Genomic DNA, 21,056 nt, shown 5'->3' on the forward strand with positions numbered 1-21,056 from the left:
ATCAGTATGTTAAAAGAAGGTCAAGAACTGAGAATCGAAGTGGAAGGGCGTGCAGAGGGGAAAACGAAAATTGCAGCCATAACCGATCAAGTCGTATGGATTGAGTCGCCGAGTGACATGATGACGCTCAAAACATTTTTTTTACATGAAGAGGAGGCCATGCGGGTCTTTTTCTTCCAAGGAGACAATCAGCTGTTCGCATTCGACACGAAAGTCGTGAAGCGAATCAGCGATGCCCAAATGACATTACGCTATGCGTTCAATTTGCCAGATGAGAAAAAAATCAAACGGATTCAGCGTCGTGAATATTTACGTGTTCCAGAAATGATTGACGTGACCGTTCTTGCAACCGATGAGGAAAGTTTCGAATCGTTCGAAACAACATCTCTTGACATATCTGCTGGGGGGATGAAAATCATCGCCAACCGCGCTCCAATCGAAGTAGATGAGTCCCTGATTGTCGTGTTTCGAATTGAGGATGAGCATGGCTCGCCCCAGAACTTCCGTCTTAAGAGCCGTCTTGTGCGCATACATAAACAGGAAGTGAAAGAAGAACTGTCTCTGGCATTTGAAGATTTGACCCCTCGTGACCAAGAGACGATTTTACGATACTGCTTCCGTGTTCAGCTTGAAGCGCGAAAGCGGACAGGGTCTGTATTTTCTTCAAGATAAAAAACTGTTATGATGTTCTCGGGATTATTGACCGAGAGGAGGAGGGTATCGGGAACACTCGATACCCGTTTTGTATGAAAAAATCATTACAAATTGCTTTAGACGGACCGGCGGGTGCTGGGAAAAGTACGATTGCCAAGTCGCTTGCGAAACAATTAGGGTATGTGTACATCGATACAGGTGCAATCTATCGGGCGGTAACGTATCGCGCCTTGAACGAAGGGATTGCGCTCGAAGATGGACCAGCACTTGCTCAGATGATCGAGGACATGTCATTAAGACTCGTCCCATCGGAAGAGGGACAACGCGTATTTGACGGTGAGGAAGAAGTGACGTCTGTCATTCGCTCGAGTGAAGTGACGAATAACGTCAGTTTCGTCGCACGTCAACCTGAAGTGCGTGATGCCTTGATGGATCTTCAACGTGATTTGGCTAAAGAAGGCGGTGTCGTCATGGACGGCCGCGATATCGGAACACATGTCTTGCCGAATGCCGATTTAAAAGTGTTTATGACCGCTTCGGTCGAAGAACGTGCCCGTCGTCGCCATGAAGAAAATATCTCGAAAGGCATCCCGAGCGACTATGAACAACTGATCGAAGAGATTGCGCTTCGTGACAAACGCGATTCTGAGCGTGAAGTGGCACCTCTCCGTCAAGCTGAAGATGCCCATTTCCTCGATACGACGACGTTGTCCATTGACGGAGTGGTTCAAGCAATTGAACGATTAATTGAAGAGGTGAAAGCATGAGCAAGCCATTAAACAATGGACCGTTCGGCATGTATCGATTGGCGAGAGGCGTCGTGAACGTCATTCAACGCTTCTCGTTTCAGGTCGAATTCATCGGTCGGGAGAATGTTCCGATGGACGGGTCGATCCTTGTCTGTTCGAACCATCAGTCAAATTGGGACCCGGTGCTTCTCGCATGTGCGATTCCAAAGCAGCGTCCGCTCCGATTTTTTGCGAAGAAAGAACTTTTTAGTGTCCCGGTACTGAAGCATATTTTGAAGCGTGCAGGTCAGATTCCAGTATCTCGTGGGGAAGGTGACCGACAAGCGCTTCGTGTCGTGCTTCAAAAGTTGAAAGAGGATGAAGTCATCTCTATCTTTCCGGAAGGAACGCGTTCAAAAGACGGTACGCTTGGAAAGGCGCAAGCCGGTGTCGGTTTTTTTGCGATGCGTTCGGATGCACATATTTTACCGATTGCCATCATTGGCAAGTATAAGTTTCGCGCAAAACTCCGTGTCGTTATCGGGAAGCCGATCGACTTGTCAGAATTGAAAGCACGTAAGGCGAGTGCGCAAGAAGCGGCCGACTTGATCATGGATACGATTTCCGAACTCTACTTGAAGCACTCGTTCACGAAGTAAAAAACGGATTGTGGAATTGAGGTTTAAACTTCTTTCAATAGAGGTACAATCTTCATAACGCCTTGACAAATTCTCGGAATTATAAGAGATTTATACTAGGTGTAAGCGCCTTTGGCGCTCCTTTTTGTACTCATCGTGAGGGGGTAGTGTTGGAATGGTCGAAGAAATGAAAGATATGCCTGATTTTGAAATTAATCGTGGTCAAATTGTGACCGGAACAGTCGTCAAAATCGAGGATAAGCAAGCGCTGATCGATATCGGTTATAAAACCGAAGCGATTTTGCCAATTAGCGAAGTATCAAGCATGCATCTAGACGATTTAAACGAATCACTCCAAGTGAACGACGAGATTCGTGTCAAAGTGAAAAAGGTCACGGACGAAGAAGTAGTCGTTTCGAAAAAAGACGTCGATGCCGAAGCAGCATGGGATCGCATCGTTGAAAAATTCGAATCAGGTGAAGTGTTTGAAGTGATGGTGAAAGATAAGGTCAAAGGTGGTCTTGTCGTCGATATTGGAATCCGTGGATTTATCCCTGCATCCCTTGTCGAAAGTCACTTCGTCGAAGACTTCTCGTCATACTTGAATAACCCAATTACCGTAAAAGTCGTCGAGATTGACCGCGAAAAAAATCGCGTCATCTTGTCACATAAAGCAGTTGTCGAAGAAGAGATGAGCGCGAAGAAATCAGAAACGCTCGAATCGCTTGAAGTCGGACAAATAATCGAAGGAACAGTCCAACGATTAACTGATTTTGGGGCGTTCGTCGATATCGGTGGCGTGGACGGTCTCGTTCACATCTCGGAAATGGCACATAGCCGCGTCGAGAAGCCGAGCGACGTCGTAACTGAAGGCGACCGCGTGAAAGTGAAAGTGCTCGGGCTCGACTTAGATAATGAAAAAGTGAAACTTTCCATTAAAGAGACACAACCTGGTCCGTGGGAAACCATCGAAGGGAAGATCCAGCCGGGAGATGTCATCGAAGGAACTGTCAAACGTCTCGTGACGTTCGGTGCGTTTGTCGAAGTCGCACCACAAGTGGAAGGTCTGCTTCACATCTCGCAAATTGCGAACCGTCACATCGCGACGCCGTCTGAAGTCTTGTCAGAAGGCCAAGAAGTGAAGGTGAAGGTGATAGATGTTCATCTCGATGATAAGAAAATCTCATTGTCGATGCGTGCGCTCGAATCATCTGAACCGACTCGTCAAGATGATGATCAAGCGTTACTTGATGAATATAGCGACCAAGGAGGATTCTCTGTCTCGGAATTGACAGGTGATGATTCTTCGGACGACTCTAAATAAGATGATCGTTCAAGCGGGAGTCATGCTCCCGCTTCTTTTTGTATGGTCACTTAATTTTGCCTGTGATATGATAGGTAAGTTGCGTTTCGAAATGATGAAATGATGAAATTTTGATAGAAAGTTAGTGAGGTGTTGTTATGGGAATTCCAGTAGTGGCCATCGTTGGCCGTCCGAATATCGGAAAATCCACAATTTTTAACCGTATCATCGGTGATCGTGTCTCGATCGTCGATGATAAACCGGGTGTCACACGTGACCGTATTTACGGAACAGGAGAGTGGCTCAACCGTAAGTTCCATTTAATCGATACAGGTGGGATCGAAGTAGGGGACGAGCCGTTGCTCGTTCAAATGCGTCATCAGGCGGAACTCGCCATCGATGAAGCAGACGTCATCATCTTCATGGTGAATGGACGTGAAGGGATCACGGCGGCTGATGAAGAGGTTGCGAACTTGTTGTTCCGTTCGAATAAACCGATCGTTCTAGCCGTCAACAAAGTCGATAACTTTGAAATGCGAGATCTCATGTATGAGTTTTATTCCCTCGGATTCGGAGATCCGTTCCCGATTTCGGGTACGCACGGGTTAGGACTCGGTGACTTGTTAGACCAAGTATTTGAACTCGCTCCAGAAAAAGACGAGTACGAATACAACGAAGACGTGATTCAGTTCTCATTGATCGGTCGCCCGAACGTAGGGAAATCAAGCTTGACGAACTCAATCCTCGGTGAAGAGCGTGTCATCGTTTCAAACATTGCAGGTACGACTCGCGATGCGATTGATACACCGTTCACACGTGACGGACAAGAGTACGTCATCATCGATACGGCAGGTATGCGTAAACGCGGAAAAGTATATGAATCGACAGAGCGTTATAGTGTCATGCGCGCACAAAAGGCGATTGAACGCTCGAACGTGGTTCTCGTCGTCCTCGACGGGGAAGAAGGAATCATCGAGCAGGACAAGCGTGTCGCAGGTCTCGCGCATGAAGCCGGGAAGGCGATTGTCATCGTCGTCAATAAATGGGATGCCGTCGAAAAAGATGATAAGACGATGAAGAAGATGGAAGAGAAGATTCGTCAAGAATTCTTATTCCTCGACTATGCGCCGGTTGTCTTCTTATCAGCGCTCACGTCAAAACGCTTGCAGACATTGTTGCCTGTCATCAAACAAGTGGCAGAAACACATCGCCGTCGTATCTCGACGAGCGTATTGAACGATGTCATCGTCGATGCAGTCGCGATGAACCCGACACCGACGGATAAAGGACAACGATTGAAGATCAACTACGCAACTCAAGTGGCCATCGAGCCGCCGACGTTCGTCTTGTTTGTCAACGATCCTGAGTTGTTGCATTTTTCGTATAAACGTTATTTAGAGAATCAAATCCGTAAAGCATTTGACTTCACCGGGACACCGATTCACATCGTGGCTCGTCAGAAAAACTAATAACGGGGGTGCCACTTATGGCAAACGTAGCTGTCATCGGAGCGGGGAGCTGGGGAACGGCCATCTCGCTCGTGTTAGCGGATAATGGCCATGATGTCCTGCTCTATGGACGTGAACAAGAACATGTGGATGAAATCAATTCGTCACATACGAACTCGTTTTATTTGAAAGACGCGCCATTACCTGAATCAATTCGTGCGACGACGAACTTGAAAGAAGCGTTAGATGGTCGAAGTATCGTCTTTCTCGTCGTCCCGAGTTCGGCGATTCGTCCTGTCTCAAAGGAATTGAACACATTGTTGACGGAACCTGTCACCATCGTTCATGCCGCAAAGGGGATCGAACCAAAAACGCATAAGCGCCTTTCAGAAATCATCGCCGAAGAAATCGATCCTTCTAAGCGTCGGGCAATCGGTGTATTAACTGGACCAACTCATGCTGAAGAGGTTGCGGTCCGTAAACCGACGACCATCACAATCGCATGTGCCGACCTTGATGTCGCGGATGAAGTGCAGGAGCTCCTCACAAACGATCAGTTCCGCGTGTACTTGAATTCTGATGTCGTTGGAGCCGAGTACGGTGGAGCACTGAAAAATATCATCGCCCTAGCGGCGGGTATGACGGATGGGCTTGGTTATGGGGACAACGCGAAAGCTGCCCTCATGACTCGTGGGATTGTCGAAATTGCTCGACTTGGCGTGAAGCTTGGAGCGAACCCTGCCTCGTTCTCAGGATTGACAGGGATCGGAGACTTGATTGTGACGGCGACGTCACAACATAGCCGTAACTGGCGAGCTGGTAACGCCATCGGTCGTGGTGAAAAATTAGAAGACGTTCTCGGGAACATGGGAATGGTCGTCGAAGGCGTCCGTGCCTGTGAAGCAGCCCATTCCCTCGCCAAAGAAGCGGGTGTGGAGATGCCGATCACAGAGGCTCTCTATAACGTGTTGTTTGAAGGGAAGAGTCCTCATGATGAAGTGAAAAAATTGATGAGACGCCCGCAAAAACACGAGATGGAACAAGTTTTTCATTTTGAAGAATAGACAGATTGAGAGAGGAGCTGACGTTTTCGTTCAGTTCCTCGCTTTTTTTTGCTAAACTTGAAGTCTGGAGAACATAGAGAAAGTAGGGGGATAGACGTGACACCGTCACTCATCAAAATGTGGATATCATTCGCAGGGATCGGAGCTTTCGCCATCGCTGCATTAATGGTCGCACTCAGTCATACGAAACTGAGCGGTTGGTTCGCCACGCTCGTCAGACTGATTGCTTTCATCATTTTCTTATTTGGGACTGTAATCATGATTTTTGTCGTCGTCTCAGGACCGACTGGAGGATAAACGTGATGAAAAAAAAGATTGTCGCTATCAGTCTGGTTTTGACGACACTGTTAGCAGGGTGTATGTTTCCTGAATCAGAGCGGGCCAACAATATCCCGTACGAAGATCAATTGAATACGGTACAAAGTGCGGTCGATGCCTATCGTGAGCAATCTGGGGTATTGCCAATCAAAACGAAACCAGCAGAAACGCCTCTCATGGAGCGTTACCCAGTTGAATTCGCTCGTCTCGTGCCTGGCTATTTAGCGGACCCACCGGCGAATAGTTTCGAAGGTGGCGGGTTGTTCCAATATATCCTCGTCGATGTCGAGACGGAACCGACCGTAAAGCTGATCGACTTGCGTGTGTCTGAGCGGTTGCAACAACTTCAAACGAATATCAACGCATTTCGGGCAAAAGAAGGCAAGTTCCCATTTGACGGATCATTAGGTAAGAATCAGTTCACGCTCGATTATGATAAAATCTTTGTCACAGAAGAGCCGTTCATTCCAAGTCCTTATTCGGATCGTGAACTTCCGATCTACGTGGATGGCACGGGACAACTGTTTGTAGACTATCGCGAAGATGTGAAGGAAGCGCTTCAAAAGACGGATGAGTCACCAGAAATTGGCGAAGATATTCGTTATTTGCTCTATAAAGATGCTCCATTCGCCCCAGCTTATTCGCAAGGATACACAATTGATGAACGAGGAGAAGTCGTTTTTTTAAACAACTGAACCTGTTTTGATAGTGAATGTCGCGAAATCATGCAAAAAATGTTGTCATATCAACGTTTGTACGATATGATTAATCCCGTAAACTCCCTGTGAGAGGAGGTGAATCGTGATGAACAAAACTGAATTGATCCAAGCTGTTACTGAGAAAGCCGATGTTTCTAAAAAAGAAGCAACGAAAATCGTAGAAGCTACGTTTGAATCAATCACTGAAGCACTCCAAAACGGTGAGAAAATTCAATTGATCGGTTTTGGTACTTTTGAAGTTCGTGAGCGTGCTGCCCGTAAAGGTCGTAACCCACGTACAAAAGAAGATATCGAAATCCCAGCGAGCAAAGTTCCTGCATTCAAAGCAGGTAAAGCGCTCAAAGATGCGGTCAAGTAATCTGCAATACATAAGTCGCCGAAAGGCGGCTTTTTTTGTTGGGTTTACGAGTTCGAATGACGTGAATGTGACAAAAATGTGCTATACTATGTCAGAATGACAATGAAGTGGACGAGGGGGGATAGCATGGAACAGTTGACAAATGAGTTCGTTGTCACCGACCTTGCTCGTCAAATCGAAACACGTATGAATCATCCCTATTTGACGAAACACGAGGTTGTACCAGCCGTCGACATGTTATTGCTTCGTTGGATGGTCGAGATGATTGATTTGGAATCGATTGAGCATCGACAACTCGTGATGGCAACCTATTTCGCACATCAAGCGCTTGATTTACACGACCAAGTAAACAGCAGCCCGAAGGGGTCTTTGGCACGCCAATTAAAAGTGCTCGCCGGGGACTTTGCATCGGCTCAGTTTTATAAAATCTTGACGGACTTTCCATCATCATACAGTGATCGATTCGGTCAGTCTGTACAGCGGGTCAATGCGGCGAAGTGCACCTTATTGCTTGAGAAGAACGTTTCAATGAACGTTTGGCTCGAAGCGAACGTCGGATTGATTCAAACACTTTCCGAACTGATTGAACAACCTTATTTGACAACGAGCGGGAAACGAATGATTGAAATGAAAGCGACAGCGCTTAGACAAGACCAAAAAGAGCAACTCACGACGTTGCTCGCGCATGCGGTCGCTTAGAACGGAAAGGATGTTACGCGTTGCAACCGATAGAAAAAGAGCAAAAAGTATACGAAGTATTTCAGTCCATTTCTCCGAGCTACGATACGATGAACTCGATTATCAGCTTCCGACTTCATAAATGGTGGCGACGGACAACGATGAAAAAAATGAACGTCTTTCCGGGGGCTAAATGTTTAGACGTTTGTTGCGGGACGGCTGACTGGACGATTCAATTGGCAGATGCTGCTGGAAACACGGGTGTTGTGAAAGGACTCGATTTTTCAGAGAACATGTTAAAAGTGGGAGAGGAAAAGGTCAAATCTTGGCCGAACATCGAATTGCTTCATGGAAATGCGATGGCTCTTCCGTTTGGTGACAACTCCTTTGACTATGTCACAATCGGATTTGGACTCCGAAACGTTCCAGACTACATGACGGTCTTGCGTGAAATGCACCGCGTCTTGAAACCAGGTGGAACAGTCGTTTGTCTCGAAACGAGCCAACCGACAGCACCGCTTTTTAAAGAGTTGTACCGTTTTTACTTTGGAACGGTCATGCCGCTTTTCGGTAAGGTATTTGCCGGTTCATACGATCAGTATAAGTGGTTGCAGGAGTCGACCGATCAGTTCCCAGACCGTTTGACTCTCAAGCGGATGTTCGAAGATGCCGGGTTTGAACAAGTCGAAGTGAAGACATTCTCCGGAGGTGCATGTGCCATGCATCTAGGAAAGAAGTGGTGAACCATGTCTTTGAAGCGACTTTATCGTCATATGAACCGAGAGATTGATCAAATCGATCAATTCTTATCTACTCGAGTCAGGACGGACCACCCTGTCATTGAATCGGCATCGCGCCAATTACTCGATGCCGGTGGCAAGCGCATCCGACCCGCCTTCGTCTTACTGAGCGCCGGGTTTGGTGAGACAAAAGATATCCGTTTGACGAAAGTTGCCTCAAGTCTTGAGTTGATTCATATGGCATCACTCGTCCATGACGATGTCATCGATGACGCGATGCTCCGTCGTGGCAAACCAACCGTGATGGAACGATATGATGAAACAGTAGCGATGTATACAGGGAATACGTTATTCGGAGAAGCGATTCGTCTCGTATCCGAAATTGATTCACCAGAAGTGATGCGCATCATGGCAGATACGATGGAACGAATCTGTGTCGGTGAAATCAATCAAATCCAAGATCAATTTGAGTGGGGGCAATCACCGAAGCGCTATTTAGATCGGATTGCGCGAAAGACCGCTCTGTTGATTGAAACGAGTTGTGCGGCAGGAGCTGTCATCTCTGGAGCGTCTCCACAAATCGTGAGGCAATTAAGTCTGTTTGGATATGACATCGGTATGGCTTTTCAAATGACGGATGACTTGCTTGATTTTACCGCTAAGAGTTTTCAGCTCGGTAAACCGGTCGGGGAAGATTTGAAGCACGGTCATAAAACGTTACCGCTCCTATATTCATCTGAGGATTCCGATTTTTATGAACGCCTCCGTCAAGTGAACGCCTCGACGGATACGGAAGTGACGAAATCTCTCGTCCGGGAAGTGCAACGAAACGGAACGTTAGAACGCAGTCAACGGACGATTGATCGTTACGTCAACCGTGCCATCCGCCGACTAGACGGGTTGCCGGATGTTCCAGACAAGCGGTCGTTAATTGAAATTGCGCAATATATTGGGAAACGCAAATGGTAAATGCCCCATGTAACCCCTTTCAAAAATGTGTTGGACCGTGTACACTAAATACGTACAACGTACACATTTATAGACTTAGGGGGATTTGGGGAATGGAAAAGACATTTTTAATGGTTAAACCTGATGGGGTAAAACGTGGATTGATTGGGGAAATCATCTCACGCTTCGAAAACAAAGGATATACGTTGAACCGTCTCGAAATGGTGACACCGTCAGTTGAGGTCGCAGAGGCACACTACGCAGAGCATAAAGAAAAGCCGTTCTTTGGTGAATTGGTCGAGTTTTTGACTTCTGGTCCTGTCGTTGCGATGGAATGGGAAGGGGAAGACATCGTGGCCGTCTCTCGTTTAATGATCGGGAAGACGAAACCGTTGGATGCTCAACCAGGAACCATTCGCGGTGATTTTGCATCGACGATGTCACAAAACGTGATTCATGGTTCTGATAGTGTGGATAGCGCGGAACGTGAACTCTCACTTTGGTTCGCTGAAGTGGCTTCACACGTTTCATGACTTTTCGAGGGACGGGGAAACCTGTCCCTTTTTGATTCCCTTTGAATCGCCTGAGGTCACAAGAATGCGGAAATGAGAAAGAATTGAGGTTGAAATTGGTGATGAATGATTATGCCATCTTTGTAAAAAAGTTTTATATCAAGTCGGGTATTGACTTGAACTTATATAAAGAGGCGCAGATGAAGCGCCGTATGGTCGCACTACGCGAAAAGAAGGGGTATGCATCGTTTTTGGAGTATTTGAAGGCGATGGATACAGATCGTCAACTTTATGAAGAGTTTCTCGACCGGATGACAATCAATGTGAGTGAATTTTATCGCAACCCGATTCGTTGGCAACAGCTTGAAGAGGATATCCTCCCGCATCTGATTCGCTCGAGTCAAGGGAAACTTCGCGTATGGAGTGCTGCCTGTTCAACCGGAGAAGAGCCATACTCACTTGCCATGTTGTTGTCGAAACATCTTGCCCCATCTCAATTTTCAATTATGGCTACGGACTTAGATGATGTCGTCATCGAAAAAGCGAAGCAAGGAAAGTACCATGAACGGGCGCTCATCGATTTGCCGGAAGAGTTTCAGAAGCGCTACTTTACCCGTCGTGGCGACGACTATTATATTTCAGATGAGATCAAGCAACTCGTGACATTTAAGAAGCATAACTTGTTAGCGGATGTGTACGAACGCAATTTTGATTTGATCGTCTGTCGAAATGTCTTGATTTACTTCACTGAAGAGGCGAAAGAGAAGGTATATACGTCGTTCCAACGGGCGTTACGTCCAGGTGGGATGCTATTTGTCGGTGGAACGGAACAAATTTTCCAACCGAAACGTTACGGCTATGCAATGAAGCAAAGTTTCTTTTATGAAAAAATAGATGGGTGAGGTGATCGGATGCGTTATTTGACAGCTGGTGAATCACATGGTCCCGGTCTGACGGTCATCATTGAAGGGGCCCCAGCCGGACTCGCGATCGATATTGCGCAAATCAATGCAGAGTTAAAAAAACGTCAATCGGGTTACGGTAGAGGGCGCCGCATGCAAATCGAGTCCGACCAGGTAGAAGTTCGCTCGGGCATACGGCATGGCGTGACCACAGGTGCACCCATCACATTTTGGATTGAGAATAAAGACCATACGCATTGGAAACACGTCATGCAGGCTGAACCGATTGAGAGCGATATCGAAGTGAAACGCCGCGTCTCTCGACCGAGACCTGGACATGCTGACCTGGTCGGTGGGATGAAATACGACCATCGAGACTTACGTGACGTATTGGAGCGCTCAAGCGCACGAGAAACAGCGGCTCGTGTAGCGGTCGGGGCTTTCTGTAAGCAACTCCTTCAACAAATCGGGGTATCCCTCTTTAGTTATGTCAAAGTGATTGGTGGGGAACGGGCGGAGTCGTGCACATTTGATTCGCTTCAAGAAGCACAAGCGGTCGTTGATGCCTCACCGGTACGTACGTTAGATGAAGAGGCCGCGTTGCGGATGATGCGTCGAATCGATGAGGCCAAGGCAAATGGAGACTCGATTGGTGGAATCGTGTGTACAGAAGTACATGGTGTTGTACCGGGACTTGGCTCGTATGTGCAGTACGACCGTAAACTGGATGCGAAAATCGCACAAGCGGTCATGAGTGTCAACGCATTTAAAGGTGTTGAATTCGGTGAAGGGTTTGAAATGGCGTATCGTCCGGGTTCTGAAGTGATGGACCCGATCGCATACGGGGATGATGGGTATACGCGACTCAGTAACCATCTCGGTGGATTTGAGGGGGGCATGACTACGGGGATGCCAATCCTTTGTTCAGCCGTCATGAAACCCATTCCTACGCTCTATAAACCCTTACAATCGGTCGATATCGATACGAAAGAGGCGTTTTTAGCTCAAATCGAGCGGAGTGACTCGTGCGCTGTGCCTGCCGCTTCCCTCGTCGTTGAGGCAGTCATCGCATTTGAAGTCGCGAAGGAAGTTTGTGAGACGTTCGGGCACGACACGATGGAACGAATCAAACATCGGGTCGATGAGTATCGGGAGGAGTTGCGAGTATGGTAACGATTTCAATCTCAGCATCGACCCCATACGAAGTCGTCTTGGACAATCAGGATCGTTGGATCGATTCAGTTGATTGGTCCAGTTATTCGATGCTATGGGTCGTTACGGATAAACATGTCGAGTCTCTTTACGGAGAGTCGTTCCGTTCTACGTTGAATCTGACCCATCCTCACGTCGTCTCGTCCGTCGTCGAAGCGGGTGATGCGTCGAAATCGCTATCTCAGCTCGAGCAGCTTGTCGCAGAAGGATTGCGCCATGGATGTGACCGCCAGACGTTGATTGTCGCCTTTGGTGGTGGGATGATTGGCGACTTGGCTGGCTTTTTAGCAAGTGTCTACATGCGAGGCGTTCCATACATACAAGTGCCAACGACGATTTTGGCTCACGATTCGGCTGTCGGAGGCAAAGTGGCAGTCAATCACCCCTTTGCGAAAAATGCAATCGGTTCATTCTATCAACCGTCAGGCGTCTATTACAACGTCAGTCGACTGAATACCTTGCCCGTCCAGGAAGTGCGAAGCGGTCTCGGTGAGTTATTGAAACATGCGTACTTATCACGTTACGTCCTCGAATCTTCTTTCGAGGACGACTTGTTTTTAGACTTGAACGAGAACGAACCGTTGGATTGGGTGTCGTGGCTTGCCCGTGGGATTCGAGTGAAACAAACCATTGTCGAGACGGACGAGCGAGAACAAGGCATTCGTGCTTGGCTTAACTTCGGGCATACGTTCGGTCATGCCCTTGAATCGGTGGAAGCCTATCGTATCCCACATGGGGAAGCGGTTTTACATGGGATGGTGTTCGCTTTCCTCGTGTCAGGAGATGAAGTTCGAGCGAAGCGATTGTTCAATTGGATGCGTTCGAACGACGTCACGCCAATCGATTGGCAACCATTCGACCACTACGTGGAAAAAATGATGCTGGATAAAAAGAACCGACATGGTGTAATTCGTTTTGTGTTACTTCGTGAAACGATCACTGTGGAGTCGGTACAGCTCGAACATCTTCGACATACGTTTGAACAGATGAAAGGATGGTGGGAACGATGAGTTTAAACGGTTCTATCCGTGTACCGAGTGATAAATCCATCACACATCGGGCACTGTTATTCGGGATGATGGCGAACGGGACGACGCACGTGCGGAATCCACTCCTCGGTGCCGATTGTCGTTCGACGCTCGAGGTGATTCGATCACTTGGAGCCGACGTGACAGAACTGCAAGACGAACTAGTCATTAAGGGGACTGCGTCTCCGCGCTCGGCACGTCTAGACTGTGGGAATTCAGGTACGACGATGCGCCTACTGATCGGTCTCTTGTCCAGCTATAATGGGTCGTTTGAACTCGTAGGCGATGAATCGTTATCCCGGCGTCCGATGCGACGCGTTACTGAGCCTTTACGAAACATGGGCGCACACGTGACAGGGGATATGGCACCCCTCGTCATCGAAGGAACGACGCTTCGATCCATTGACTATACGTTACCGGTCGCAAGCGCCCAAGTGAAGTCGGCCGTCCTGCTCGCGGGCTTACATGCCTCGGGTACAACGATTGTTCGAGAACCGATGTTGTCACGTGACCATACCGAGCGCATGTTGCCCCTGTTTGGTGCGAAGCTATCGATTGTAAACGAGGAAGGGTTACGCGTCATCCGTGTCGAACCCTCGTCATTGACAGGATGTACGGTCGACGTACCGGCAGACCCGTCATCGGCTGCGTTTTTCTGGGCAGGGGCGGCCATGGTGGCAGACAGTTCAGTTATGACGACGGACGTCTGTTTGAATGAGACACGGATTGGATTTTTACGTACGCTCGAACGGATGGGTGCGAATGTCGTCATTTCGAACGAACGATTGGTCGGTGAAGAACGAGTCGGAGACGTCACGGTCACGACGAGTGAGCTAACCGGCACAGTCGTCGAAAAGGATTTCATTCCTTCACAGATTGATGAATTACCACTGTTCGCACTCGTCGCCTCTCAAGCGAATTCACCGTCCATCGTGAAAGACGCAGCGGAACTGCGCGTGAAAGAAACTGACCGGATTGACGTGGTCGTCTCGGAACTACGGAAGTTAGGTGTGGACATCGTCGGCACTGAGGACGGATTCATCGTCAATCCGAGTCGCCTTCATGGAGGAGATGTCTCGACTTACGGAGACCATCGCTTGTCCATGATGTTACAGATTGCGTCACTCATGACCGATGAAGTCGTTCACATCGAGGGGATCGAGGCATCCGATGTCAGTTATCCTCGATTCCGTGAAGATTTACAACGGGTTCAACGTAAGATAGAATAACGACAAACCGAAGCCCAGGAGGACGAACCATGCTAGATGAATCAGCTTTAACACATATAATCGAGATGCTTGAGTCAGGTGAGACGGAACATGCACTCATGCATCTTGAAGAACTTGAGAAGGAAGGGTCGGATGATGACCGTTTAGCCATCGCCGACCTCTATTTAGAGTTAGGTCTTGCCGACCGGGCGACAGCTGTTCTCTCAAAGCTATACGTCGACTATGAGGGAGACCCGAATGTCGCCTTATCGCTAGCGGAAGCGTATTTAGATAGTGACCGTGAAGAGGAAGCGATTGCCGTGCTTGAAAAAATCAAATCGGATGACGCAGATACGCAAGTGAGGAGCCTCGTCCTCCTCGCTGACCTGTATCAATCGCAAGGATTGGATGAAGTGGCAGTGAAGAAACTGATGGAGGCGCTCGAGAAAAATCCGGATGAACCTTTACTCATCTATGGATTGGCTGAATTGTATGCCTCTACCGGTTCATTTGAACAAGCCATTCCACTCTATGCGCGACTTCCGAAGATGAAGTTGCCGGTTGAAATCGACTATCAAGCGGATTACGCGGAGGCCCTCACGATGGTCGGATCGTTTGAAGAGGCGCTCGAAGAATATGAGCGGGCCACACATCGCGATTTGAACACTGTCTTCGGTCATGCGATGACGGCTCATCGGATCGGACGTGAGGAAGTGGCGATCAAGCAGTTCAAAGAGCTTCAGGCGATGGACCCAGACTTCACGTCGCTCTACTTGCCCTATACCGAGGCACTCGATGCAATCGGGCAAACGGAAGAGGCTATTGAGATCGTCGATCAAGGTATCACGCGCGACGATTATAATGATGAACTACGCCACGTCAAAGCAAGACTGCTTCTCAAACTCGGAAATCGGGACGGTGCCATTAAAGAACTTCGTGAGGCGCTCGTGTTAAATCCAGAGTCGTTACAAGCGACCGAATTGCTCTTATCGATTTTATTTGAAGCAGGAGAATTCTATGATGTTCTCGAAACCATCGATGCACTCGAAGATCATGCGACGTCGCCACTCATGACATGGTACAAGGCGAAGGCGAAATATGAGCTCGAAGCGTACGACGAAGCGGTCAGTCTATATGCCTCAATTGAACCGATGATGAAAGAGGACGTGTCATTTGTGACGGAATGGGCTACACTGTTGATAGAGGAAAGTCGTAGACATGACGCGCGACGTGTGGTCGAGCAATCGCTTGCATTGGTGGTCGACCTCGATGATCGCCAAGCGCTCGAAGAACAGCTCGAACAATTGTCTGATGACGTAGAATGAATAAGGGAAGGGAATGAGGTCAGATGGTCGAGCGGAAACGTAATTTTTTGAAGCGATTCGTCGCTCATCATACGCTTCGGAAACGTGAAGCAAAGTGGATTCTTGACTATTGGTTAAGACATCCTGAAAAGCTTGGCAACGTTCATTTCGTGACAAACGCTTCGGTCTCACCACGAAGTCTCGTGATGACAGCGTACGGGTTTGACGGTGAACCGTTTCGATACCGACGGGGAGACCTTGTGACCATGAATCCTGAGAAGGCTTATCATGACATCCGTCTACACGATGGGCCAATCTATGTAGAGTTAAATTTTCAAGGTATGATGATTGATGAGAACTGGGTCGACATCGTCGAACAGAATCCGTTTGAACCAGTGGCAGAAGTGAGAGACGAAGTCTCTTCCTCTGCTCAAACGGTCATTCAAGCATCGGTTGCTCAATTTGAAGAAGAACGATTGCTGATTGAAATCGATAAAGCGCTCGACCGACGAGACGAGAATTTATTCCGCAATCTGACGACTCAACTTCATCAAGTGCGAGCATCTAAATTATTTTGAAAAAAACAAGCGCTTCCGTTCCGGTAGGCGCTTGTTTTTTGGTATATTAATTACGTAGGAATACACAATTATTTCACAGTTCGTTCATAACTTTGAAAGGTGAGCGAAGTCATGTACGCTACAATAGACATGATGAGATATGAAGGAGAGGAGGGAAAAGATGAGGTTCGATAGTCAAGGGGCACTCCGCTCGATTGCCGAACGACAATACGTCGATACGCTCATCGTTCCGCTCGCAGAATTGGCGTTTGGTGAGGATATGGTTCGCAAAGCCGAAAGCTATGAAGTGATTCATGCCGTCACGGCCGAGACAGAACGTCAATTATCTGGTCGAACGATGCTCAGCCCGACCATCAGTTACACCGATGTGGAAGCTGGTGTGAAGTTGGCGCAGGATGTGGTGGCGAAAGCAAATTCATCCGGATTTTCTCACGTATTGTTTATCGCGTCAGACGTCCGTTTCAAAGCATTTGATTTGCCGATTTTGTTCGTACCGCCGCTCGCGCTTGGATCGATGTCAAGCGATCAAGCGCACACGATGGTCCAGAATTTTGCGACACAAGTCATCACGGAACTTTCGAGCCGTTGGATGGCGACATGAAGCGGTTGACGTAGAGGTTTTATTGATATACTATTTTGTTGAGTGAGAAATTTTTGTGAAGAATGCATAAAGAATTATGGGGTTATGCACACGAATGAGGGGGGAACGAAATGGCTCAAAATGGGTCAAAAGTCACGCGCCGTCAGTTCTTAACGTACACACTGACTGGAGTAGGTGGCTTTATGGCGGCAACATTGATCAGTCCGATGGTCAACTTTGCGATCGATCCGGTTTTGAAAAAAACTGGTGCAGGCGACAAAGTAAAAGTAATGAGTCTTGATGACATCACGACTGAGCCGCAACGTGTCGACTTTAAGAAACAAACACAAGATGCTTGGTATGAATTTGAAGAAACGCTTTCAGCATGGGTTTACAAAACAGATAGTGGCGAGATCATCGCACTTTCTCCGATTTGTACACACCTTGGCTGTCAGGTAGCATTCGCTGGTGATCCGACTCGTCCACAAGAATTCTTCTGTCCGTGTCACTTGGGACGTTACGAAAAAGATGGAACGAACATTCCAGGTACACCGCCGACAGCACCACTTGCACGTTATGAAAAAGAAGAAAAAGACGGCTTCCTATATTTAGGTAGTCCAGTCGCTCAGTAATGAGAGGGGGAACTAGCCGATGTTACAAAAAATTTATGACTGGGTCGATGAACGCGTAGACATCACACCGCTCTGGCGCGATATCGCAGACCATGAAGTACCGGAACACGTCAACCCTGCTCATCACTTCTCTGCATTTGTCTATTGTTTTGGCGGTTTGACGTTCTTTACAATCGTCATCCAGATCCTTTCAGGGATGTTCTTGACGATGTATTACGTACCAGATATCATCAACGCGCACGCGTCGGTGTATTATTTGCAAAATGAGATCGCACACGGACAAATCGTTCGTGGGATGCACCACTGGGGCGCATCTGTAGCGATCGTCATGTTATTCTTACATACGCTCCGCGTGTTCTTCACGGGATCGTATAAGAAGCCACGTGAGCTCAACTGGGTCGTTGGTGTTCTCTTGTTCTTCGTCGTCTTGGCGCTCGGACTCACAGGATACTTGCTTCCATGGGACATGAAGGCATTGTTCGCAACGAAAGTTACGCTTCAAATCGCTGAAAGTGTACCGGTTATCGGTGGTATTGCGAAGACACTTCTCGCTGGTGGTGAGATTGTCGGGGCGAGCACACTCGCACGATTCTTCGCAATTCACGTCTTCTTCTTACCGGCGGCATTGTTCGGACTGTTGGGAGCCCACTTCTTGATGATTCGTAAACAAGGGGTTTCTGGACCGCTATAAGCCGATTCGAGGAGAAAAAGGAGGAGAAACGATATGCATCGCGGTAAAGGGATGAAATTTGTAACCGACTCTCGAGTAGGAATCTCGAATCGGAAACAAAACATTGCAAAAGACTATTCAGAATACCCAGGACGCACAGAGGCGTTCTGGCCGAACTTCTTGCTTAAAGAGTGGATGGTAGGATCGGTCTTCTTGATCGGATTCATCGCTTTGACAATTGTCGAAGCACCACCGCTTCAAAATATCGCCGATCCAACGAACACGTCATACATTCCGTTGCCGGACTGGTATTTCTTGTTCTTGTATCAATTACTCAAATATCAATTCGCTGCTGGGGACTGGATCTTACTTGGTACAGTCATTATTCCAGGCTTGGCGTTCACGGCACTTCTCGTTGCACCATGGCTTGACCAAGGTCTCGAGCGTCGACCGGCGAAACGTCCAGTCGCGATCAGTTTCATGTTACTTGGAATTCTCTCGGTCTTCTACTTGACTTGGGAATCTGTTCAAACGACACACTGGGATCAAGTTCATGCACAAGGTGAGCTTCAAATTCCAGGTGAAGGTCCTGAAATCGATACAGCGGCTCCAGGATATGAGATTTATTCAGCTCAATCTTGCGTCAACTGTCACGGTCAAAACCTAGAAGGTGGAGCAGCGGCTCCAGCACTCGTCGGCACACAGTATACGGCTGAAGAAATCGCGGAAATCGCGGTCAACGGTGTCGGTACGATGCCAGCTGGTCAGTGGGATGGTTCAGATGAAGATCTCCAAGCCATGTCTGAGTTCATCGCTTCATACGGTGAAGGCGGCGAAAATAACAAGTAAGTCATCAAGTGTAGCCTGAATATCGGGCTACACTTTTTTACTTCTGCACGACGCATACGATAAACTGAAGAAAACTGAAGAAAAAGGATTGAGACAATGAACCCCATGTTTTTAAAACCGTTCTTGATGCATCGGATTGTATTGACTATTCTATTGATCATCAACTTGGGAGGGACGATTTACGGGTATATCTGGTACGAGCCTCAATTACGTGACACACCGTACATCTATTGGCTGTTCGTACCGGATAGTCCGACAGCATCATTCTTCTTTACGATTGTCCTCGGACTTTGGTTAGCTAACAAGCGCTCCCCGTTGTTCGAGACGCTGGCCTTCATCACGTTGATTAAATACGGGGTCTGGGCCGTGATTATGAACATCATGTATTTGGGCACGTTACCACCGGATGCGCCGACCTTGACCATCTTGATGGCCGTCATGTTGATGGTCTCTCACGGTGCAATGGCCTTACAAGCGCTCATCTACGCGCCATTCATGAAATGGACGGTCACCTCGTTTGTATGTACGCTAATTTGGGTAATTCATAATGACATCGTCGATTATGTACTCGGTCAATGGCCACGTTATCCGTCACTGGCAGAACACATCATGTGGATCGGCTACGGCTCCTTTTGGTTGACAGGATTATGTTTTTTTATGGGATATGCCTTCGTCCTACGTCCATCGCTTGAAAATAAGGTCATAAGAATGTAAAATCAAATTATTAAATACATGCAGAGGTGAAATAGAAAATGTCATTAGGTGGCTATATTTTCTATCTTGCACTGATCATGCTCATCCCCCTATGGGCCCAGATGCGAGTGAAAAGTACGTATAAGCAGTTTTTGAAACAACCGCTCCAAAGCGGTGTCACAGGTGCACAAGTCGCTGATTTCATCATGAAACAAAACGGTGTGCACAACGTGAGAATCGAAATGGTCGACGGACTCATGAGCGACCACTATGACCCGGTCAATAAAGTCGTTCGTTTGTCTCGCGAAGTGTATCAAGGGTCGACAATCTCGTCTGCCGCGATTGCTGCGCACGAGATCGGTCACGTCATTCAAGATGCGACAGACTATAAGATGATGCGCGTCCGCCACAGCCTTGTTCCGGTCGTCAACATCACGTCGAACTTGTCGTTCCCATTGTTGCTCGGAGGATTCTTATTCGAGGCACTCGGGTTGGCTCAACTCGGTGTCATCATGATGCTCGGGGCGGTCGTGTTCCAGTTGATCACGTTACCGGTCGAGTTCGATGCATCGAAACGAGCGATGGCGCAATTGACGTCTCACGGAATCGTGACGGCGACAGAAGAGACAGGTGCACGGAAAGTGTTGAATGCCGCGGCTTGGACTTACGTCGCTGCAACGCTCGTTGCGGTTGCCGAACTTATTCGCTTGGCACTCATCGTCTTTATGCCGCGTGATGAATAGGATTGAATGGAATCCCGTCGGTAGGCGGGATTTTTTAATTTTTTGACGAAAGGAATTGTTGTCAATGAAACCGCAACTGACAGAGACAGGTCATCACCAATTGACAAATCGACTTGTGAGGCTAAAAAAAGAGCGAACGGATGCGCGTGAACGGATAAGGACGGCTCGAAAATTTTGTGATTTCCGTGAAGACGTCACCTATCGTGAAGCGGTACATGAATATGAACGGATCGAGGCGGATATTTTAGAACTGAATCACCTCCTTGATGACGTGATCATCGTTATATCGGAACGTTCGGAAGTCGTGACGTTCGGAAATCAGGTCGTGATTCGGGAAATGCAACAAGAAGAGACCGAGCGCTATCGAATCGTGAGTGAGGCAGAAGCGGATATAGAACGAGGAAGCATATCCGTGACATCGCCACTCGGTCGTCGTTTGATGGGTGCGACAATTGGTCAAACAATTCAAATCGAAACGCCAGGAGGTACGATTCAAGTCGAGGTGCTCCACATCGAACCATAAAAAATCGCCCGTTCATCCCTGTGAAC

The 21,056-nt window shown here is 47.9% G+C and carries 26 protein-coding genes; all 26 read left to right on the forward strand.

What is annotated here, in order from left to right; translation table 11 throughout:
• Window positions 1-6: 6 nt before the first annotated feature.
• Complete coding sequence (locus tag KNO65_RS07810; RefSeq protein ID WP_074037195.1) at window positions 7-672, forward strand: flagellar brake protein; 666 nt, start codon at window positions 7-9, stop codon at window positions 670-672.
• 74 nt (window positions 673-746) lie between these two features.
• Window positions 747-1,421 carry a (d)CMP kinase gene (cmk, locus tag KNO65_RS07815; RefSeq protein ID WP_074037194.1) on the forward strand — a complete coding sequence of 225 codons (675 nt, stop codon included), beginning with the start codon at window positions 747-749 and terminating at the stop codon, window positions 1,419-1,421.
• Window positions 1,418-2,041, forward strand: a complete 624-nt coding sequence (locus tag KNO65_RS07820; protein WP_159562123.1) for a lysophospholipid acyltransferase family protein — start codon at window positions 1,418-1,420, stop codon at window positions 2,039-2,041. The genes cmk and KNO65_RS07820 overlap by 4 nt, the downstream gene beginning before the upstream one ends.
• 154 nt (window positions 2,042-2,195) lie before the next feature.
• Window positions 2,196-3,344 carry a 30S ribosomal protein S1 gene (gene rpsA / locus KNO65_RS07825; RefSeq protein WP_214783003.1) on the forward strand — a complete coding sequence of 383 codons (1,149 nt, stop codon included), beginning with the start codon at window positions 2,196-2,198 and terminating at the stop codon, window positions 3,342-3,344.
• A gap of 137 nt (window positions 3,345-3,481) precedes the next feature.
• Window positions 3,482-4,792 carry a ribosome biogenesis GTPase Der gene (der, locus tag KNO65_RS07830; RefSeq protein ID WP_015881461.1) on the forward strand — a complete coding sequence of 437 codons (1,311 nt, stop codon included), beginning with the start codon at window positions 3,482-3,484 and terminating at the stop codon, window positions 4,790-4,792.
• A gap of 17 nt (window positions 4,793-4,809) precedes the next feature.
• Window positions 4,810-5,835 (forward strand): NAD(P)H-dependent glycerol-3-phosphate dehydrogenase, encoded by a 1,026-nt coding sequence (locus KNO65_RS07835; RefSeq protein WP_196430566.1) that lies wholly within the window; start codon window positions 4,810-4,812, stop codon window positions 5,833-5,835.
• A gap of 96 nt (window positions 5,836-5,931) precedes the next feature.
• Window positions 5,932-6,132 carry a DUF2768 domain-containing protein gene (locus KNO65_RS07840; protein WP_015881463.1) on the forward strand — a complete coding sequence of 67 codons (201 nt, stop codon included), beginning with the start codon at window positions 5,932-5,934 and terminating at the stop codon, window positions 6,130-6,132.
• A gap of 5 nt (window positions 6,133-6,137) precedes the next feature.
• Window positions 6,138-6,848 carry a hypothetical protein gene (locus KNO65_RS07845; RefSeq protein ID WP_214783006.1) on the forward strand — a complete coding sequence of 237 codons (711 nt, stop codon included), beginning with the start codon at window positions 6,138-6,140 and terminating at the stop codon, window positions 6,846-6,848.
• Between the two features lie 109 nt (window positions 6,849-6,957).
• Window positions 6,958-7,230, forward strand: a complete 273-nt coding sequence (locus KNO65_RS07850; protein WP_015881465.1) for an HU family DNA-binding protein — start codon at window positions 6,958-6,960, stop codon at window positions 7,228-7,230.
• Between the two features lie 126 nt (window positions 7,231-7,356).
• Entirely contained in the window at window positions 7,357-7,929 is a 573-nt protein-coding gene (locus KNO65_RS07855; RefSeq protein WP_214783009.1) for a heptaprenyl diphosphate synthase component 1, read from the forward strand.
• Between the two features lie 20 nt (window positions 7,930-7,949).
• The gene (locus KNO65_RS07860) at window positions 7,950-8,651 is read left to right on the forward strand and encodes a demethylmenaquinone methyltransferase (protein ID WP_015881467.1); all 702 of its coding nucleotides are present in this window, start codon (window positions 7,950-7,952) and stop codon (window positions 8,649-8,651) included.
• 3 nt (window positions 8,652-8,654) lie between these two features.
• Window positions 8,655-9,617, forward strand: a complete 963-nt coding sequence (locus KNO65_RS07865; protein ID WP_074037186.1) for a polyprenyl synthetase family protein — start codon at window positions 8,655-8,657, stop codon at window positions 9,615-9,617.
• Window positions 9,618-9,709: 92 nt separating this feature from the next.
• Window positions 9,710-10,129, forward strand: a complete 420-nt coding sequence (gene ndk / locus KNO65_RS07870) for a nucleoside-diphosphate kinase (protein WP_214783012.1) — start codon at window positions 9,710-9,712, stop codon at window positions 10,127-10,129.
• Between the two features lie 101 nt (window positions 10,130-10,230).
• A complete protein-coding gene (locus KNO65_RS07875; RefSeq protein ID WP_015881470.1) occupies window positions 10,231-11,010 on the forward strand; it encodes a CheR family methyltransferase in 780 nt (259 codons plus the stop codon).
• Window positions 11,011-11,019: 9 nt separating this feature from the next.
• Window positions 11,020-12,183, forward strand: coding sequence for a chorismate synthase (aroC, locus tag KNO65_RS07880; protein WP_214783015.1), 1,164 nt, complete (start codon window positions 11,020-11,022; stop codon window positions 12,181-12,183).
• The gene (locus tag KNO65_RS07885) at window positions 12,177-13,232 is read left to right on the forward strand and encodes a 3-dehydroquinate synthase (protein WP_214783018.1); all 1,056 of its coding nucleotides are present in this window, start codon (window positions 12,177-12,179) and stop codon (window positions 13,230-13,232) included. Before aroC ends, KNO65_RS07885 begins: the two co-directional genes overlap by 7 nt.
• The gene (aroA, locus tag KNO65_RS07890; RefSeq protein WP_214783021.1) at window positions 13,229-14,479 is read left to right on the forward strand and encodes a 3-phosphoshikimate 1-carboxyvinyltransferase; all 1,251 of its coding nucleotides are present in this window, start codon (window positions 13,229-13,231) and stop codon (window positions 14,477-14,479) included. Before KNO65_RS07885 ends, aroA begins: the two co-directional genes overlap by 4 nt.
• A 29-nt stretch (window positions 14,480-14,508) precedes the next feature.
• Window positions 14,509-15,783, forward strand: coding sequence for a tetratricopeptide repeat protein (locus tag KNO65_RS07895; protein WP_214783025.1), 1,275 nt, complete (start codon window positions 14,509-14,511; stop codon window positions 15,781-15,783).
• Window positions 15,784-15,806: 23 nt separating this feature from the next.
• Window positions 15,807-16,340, forward strand: coding sequence for a ReoY family proteolytic degradation factor (locus KNO65_RS07900; protein ID WP_015881475.1), 534 nt, complete (start codon window positions 15,807-15,809; stop codon window positions 16,338-16,340).
• A gap of 160 nt (window positions 16,341-16,500) precedes the next feature.
• Window positions 16,501-16,941: a DUF2487 family protein gene (locus KNO65_RS07905; RefSeq protein ID WP_214691031.1), complete on the forward strand. Its 441-nt coding sequence runs from the start codon at window positions 16,501-16,503 to the stop codon at window positions 16,939-16,941.
• A gap of 110 nt (window positions 16,942-17,051) precedes the next feature.
• Window positions 17,052-17,552, forward strand: a complete 501-nt coding sequence (locus tag KNO65_RS07910; RefSeq protein ID WP_159562133.1) for a QcrA and Rieske domain-containing protein — start codon at window positions 17,052-17,054, stop codon at window positions 17,550-17,552.
• Window positions 17,553-17,571: 19 nt separating this feature from the next.
• On the forward strand, window positions 17,572-18,243 hold the full coding sequence (qcrB, locus tag KNO65_RS07915) for a menaquinol-cytochrome c reductase cytochrome b subunit (RefSeq protein WP_015881478.1): 672 nt from the start codon (window positions 17,572-17,574) through the stop codon (window positions 18,241-18,243).
• Between the two features lie 33 nt (window positions 18,244-18,276).
• Entirely contained in the window at window positions 18,277-19,071 is a 795-nt protein-coding gene (locus KNO65_RS07920; RefSeq protein ID WP_015881479.1) for a menaquinol-cytochrome c reductase cytochrome b/c subunit, read from the forward strand.
• Between the two features lie 96 nt (window positions 19,072-19,167).
• A complete protein-coding gene (locus tag KNO65_RS07925) occupies window positions 19,168-19,785 on the forward strand; it encodes a DUF1405 domain-containing protein (protein WP_214783028.1) in 618 nt (205 codons plus the stop codon).
• A gap of 38 nt (window positions 19,786-19,823) precedes the next feature.
• The gene (locus tag KNO65_RS07930) at window positions 19,824-20,507 is read left to right on the forward strand and encodes a zinc metallopeptidase (RefSeq protein ID WP_214783031.1); all 684 of its coding nucleotides are present in this window, start codon (window positions 19,824-19,826) and stop codon (window positions 20,505-20,507) included.
• Window positions 20,508-20,571: 64 nt separating this feature from the next.
• Window positions 20,572-21,030, forward strand: a complete 459-nt coding sequence (locus KNO65_RS07935) for a GreA/GreB family elongation factor (protein WP_214783034.1) — start codon at window positions 20,572-20,574, stop codon at window positions 21,028-21,030.
• Window positions 21,031-21,056: the final 26 nt, after the last annotated feature.

It is taken from the genome of Exiguobacterium sp. S3, assembly GCF_018617295.1.
Lineage (GTDB): Bacteria > Bacillota > Bacilli > Exiguobacteriales > Exiguobacteriaceae > Exiguobacterium > Exiguobacterium profundum.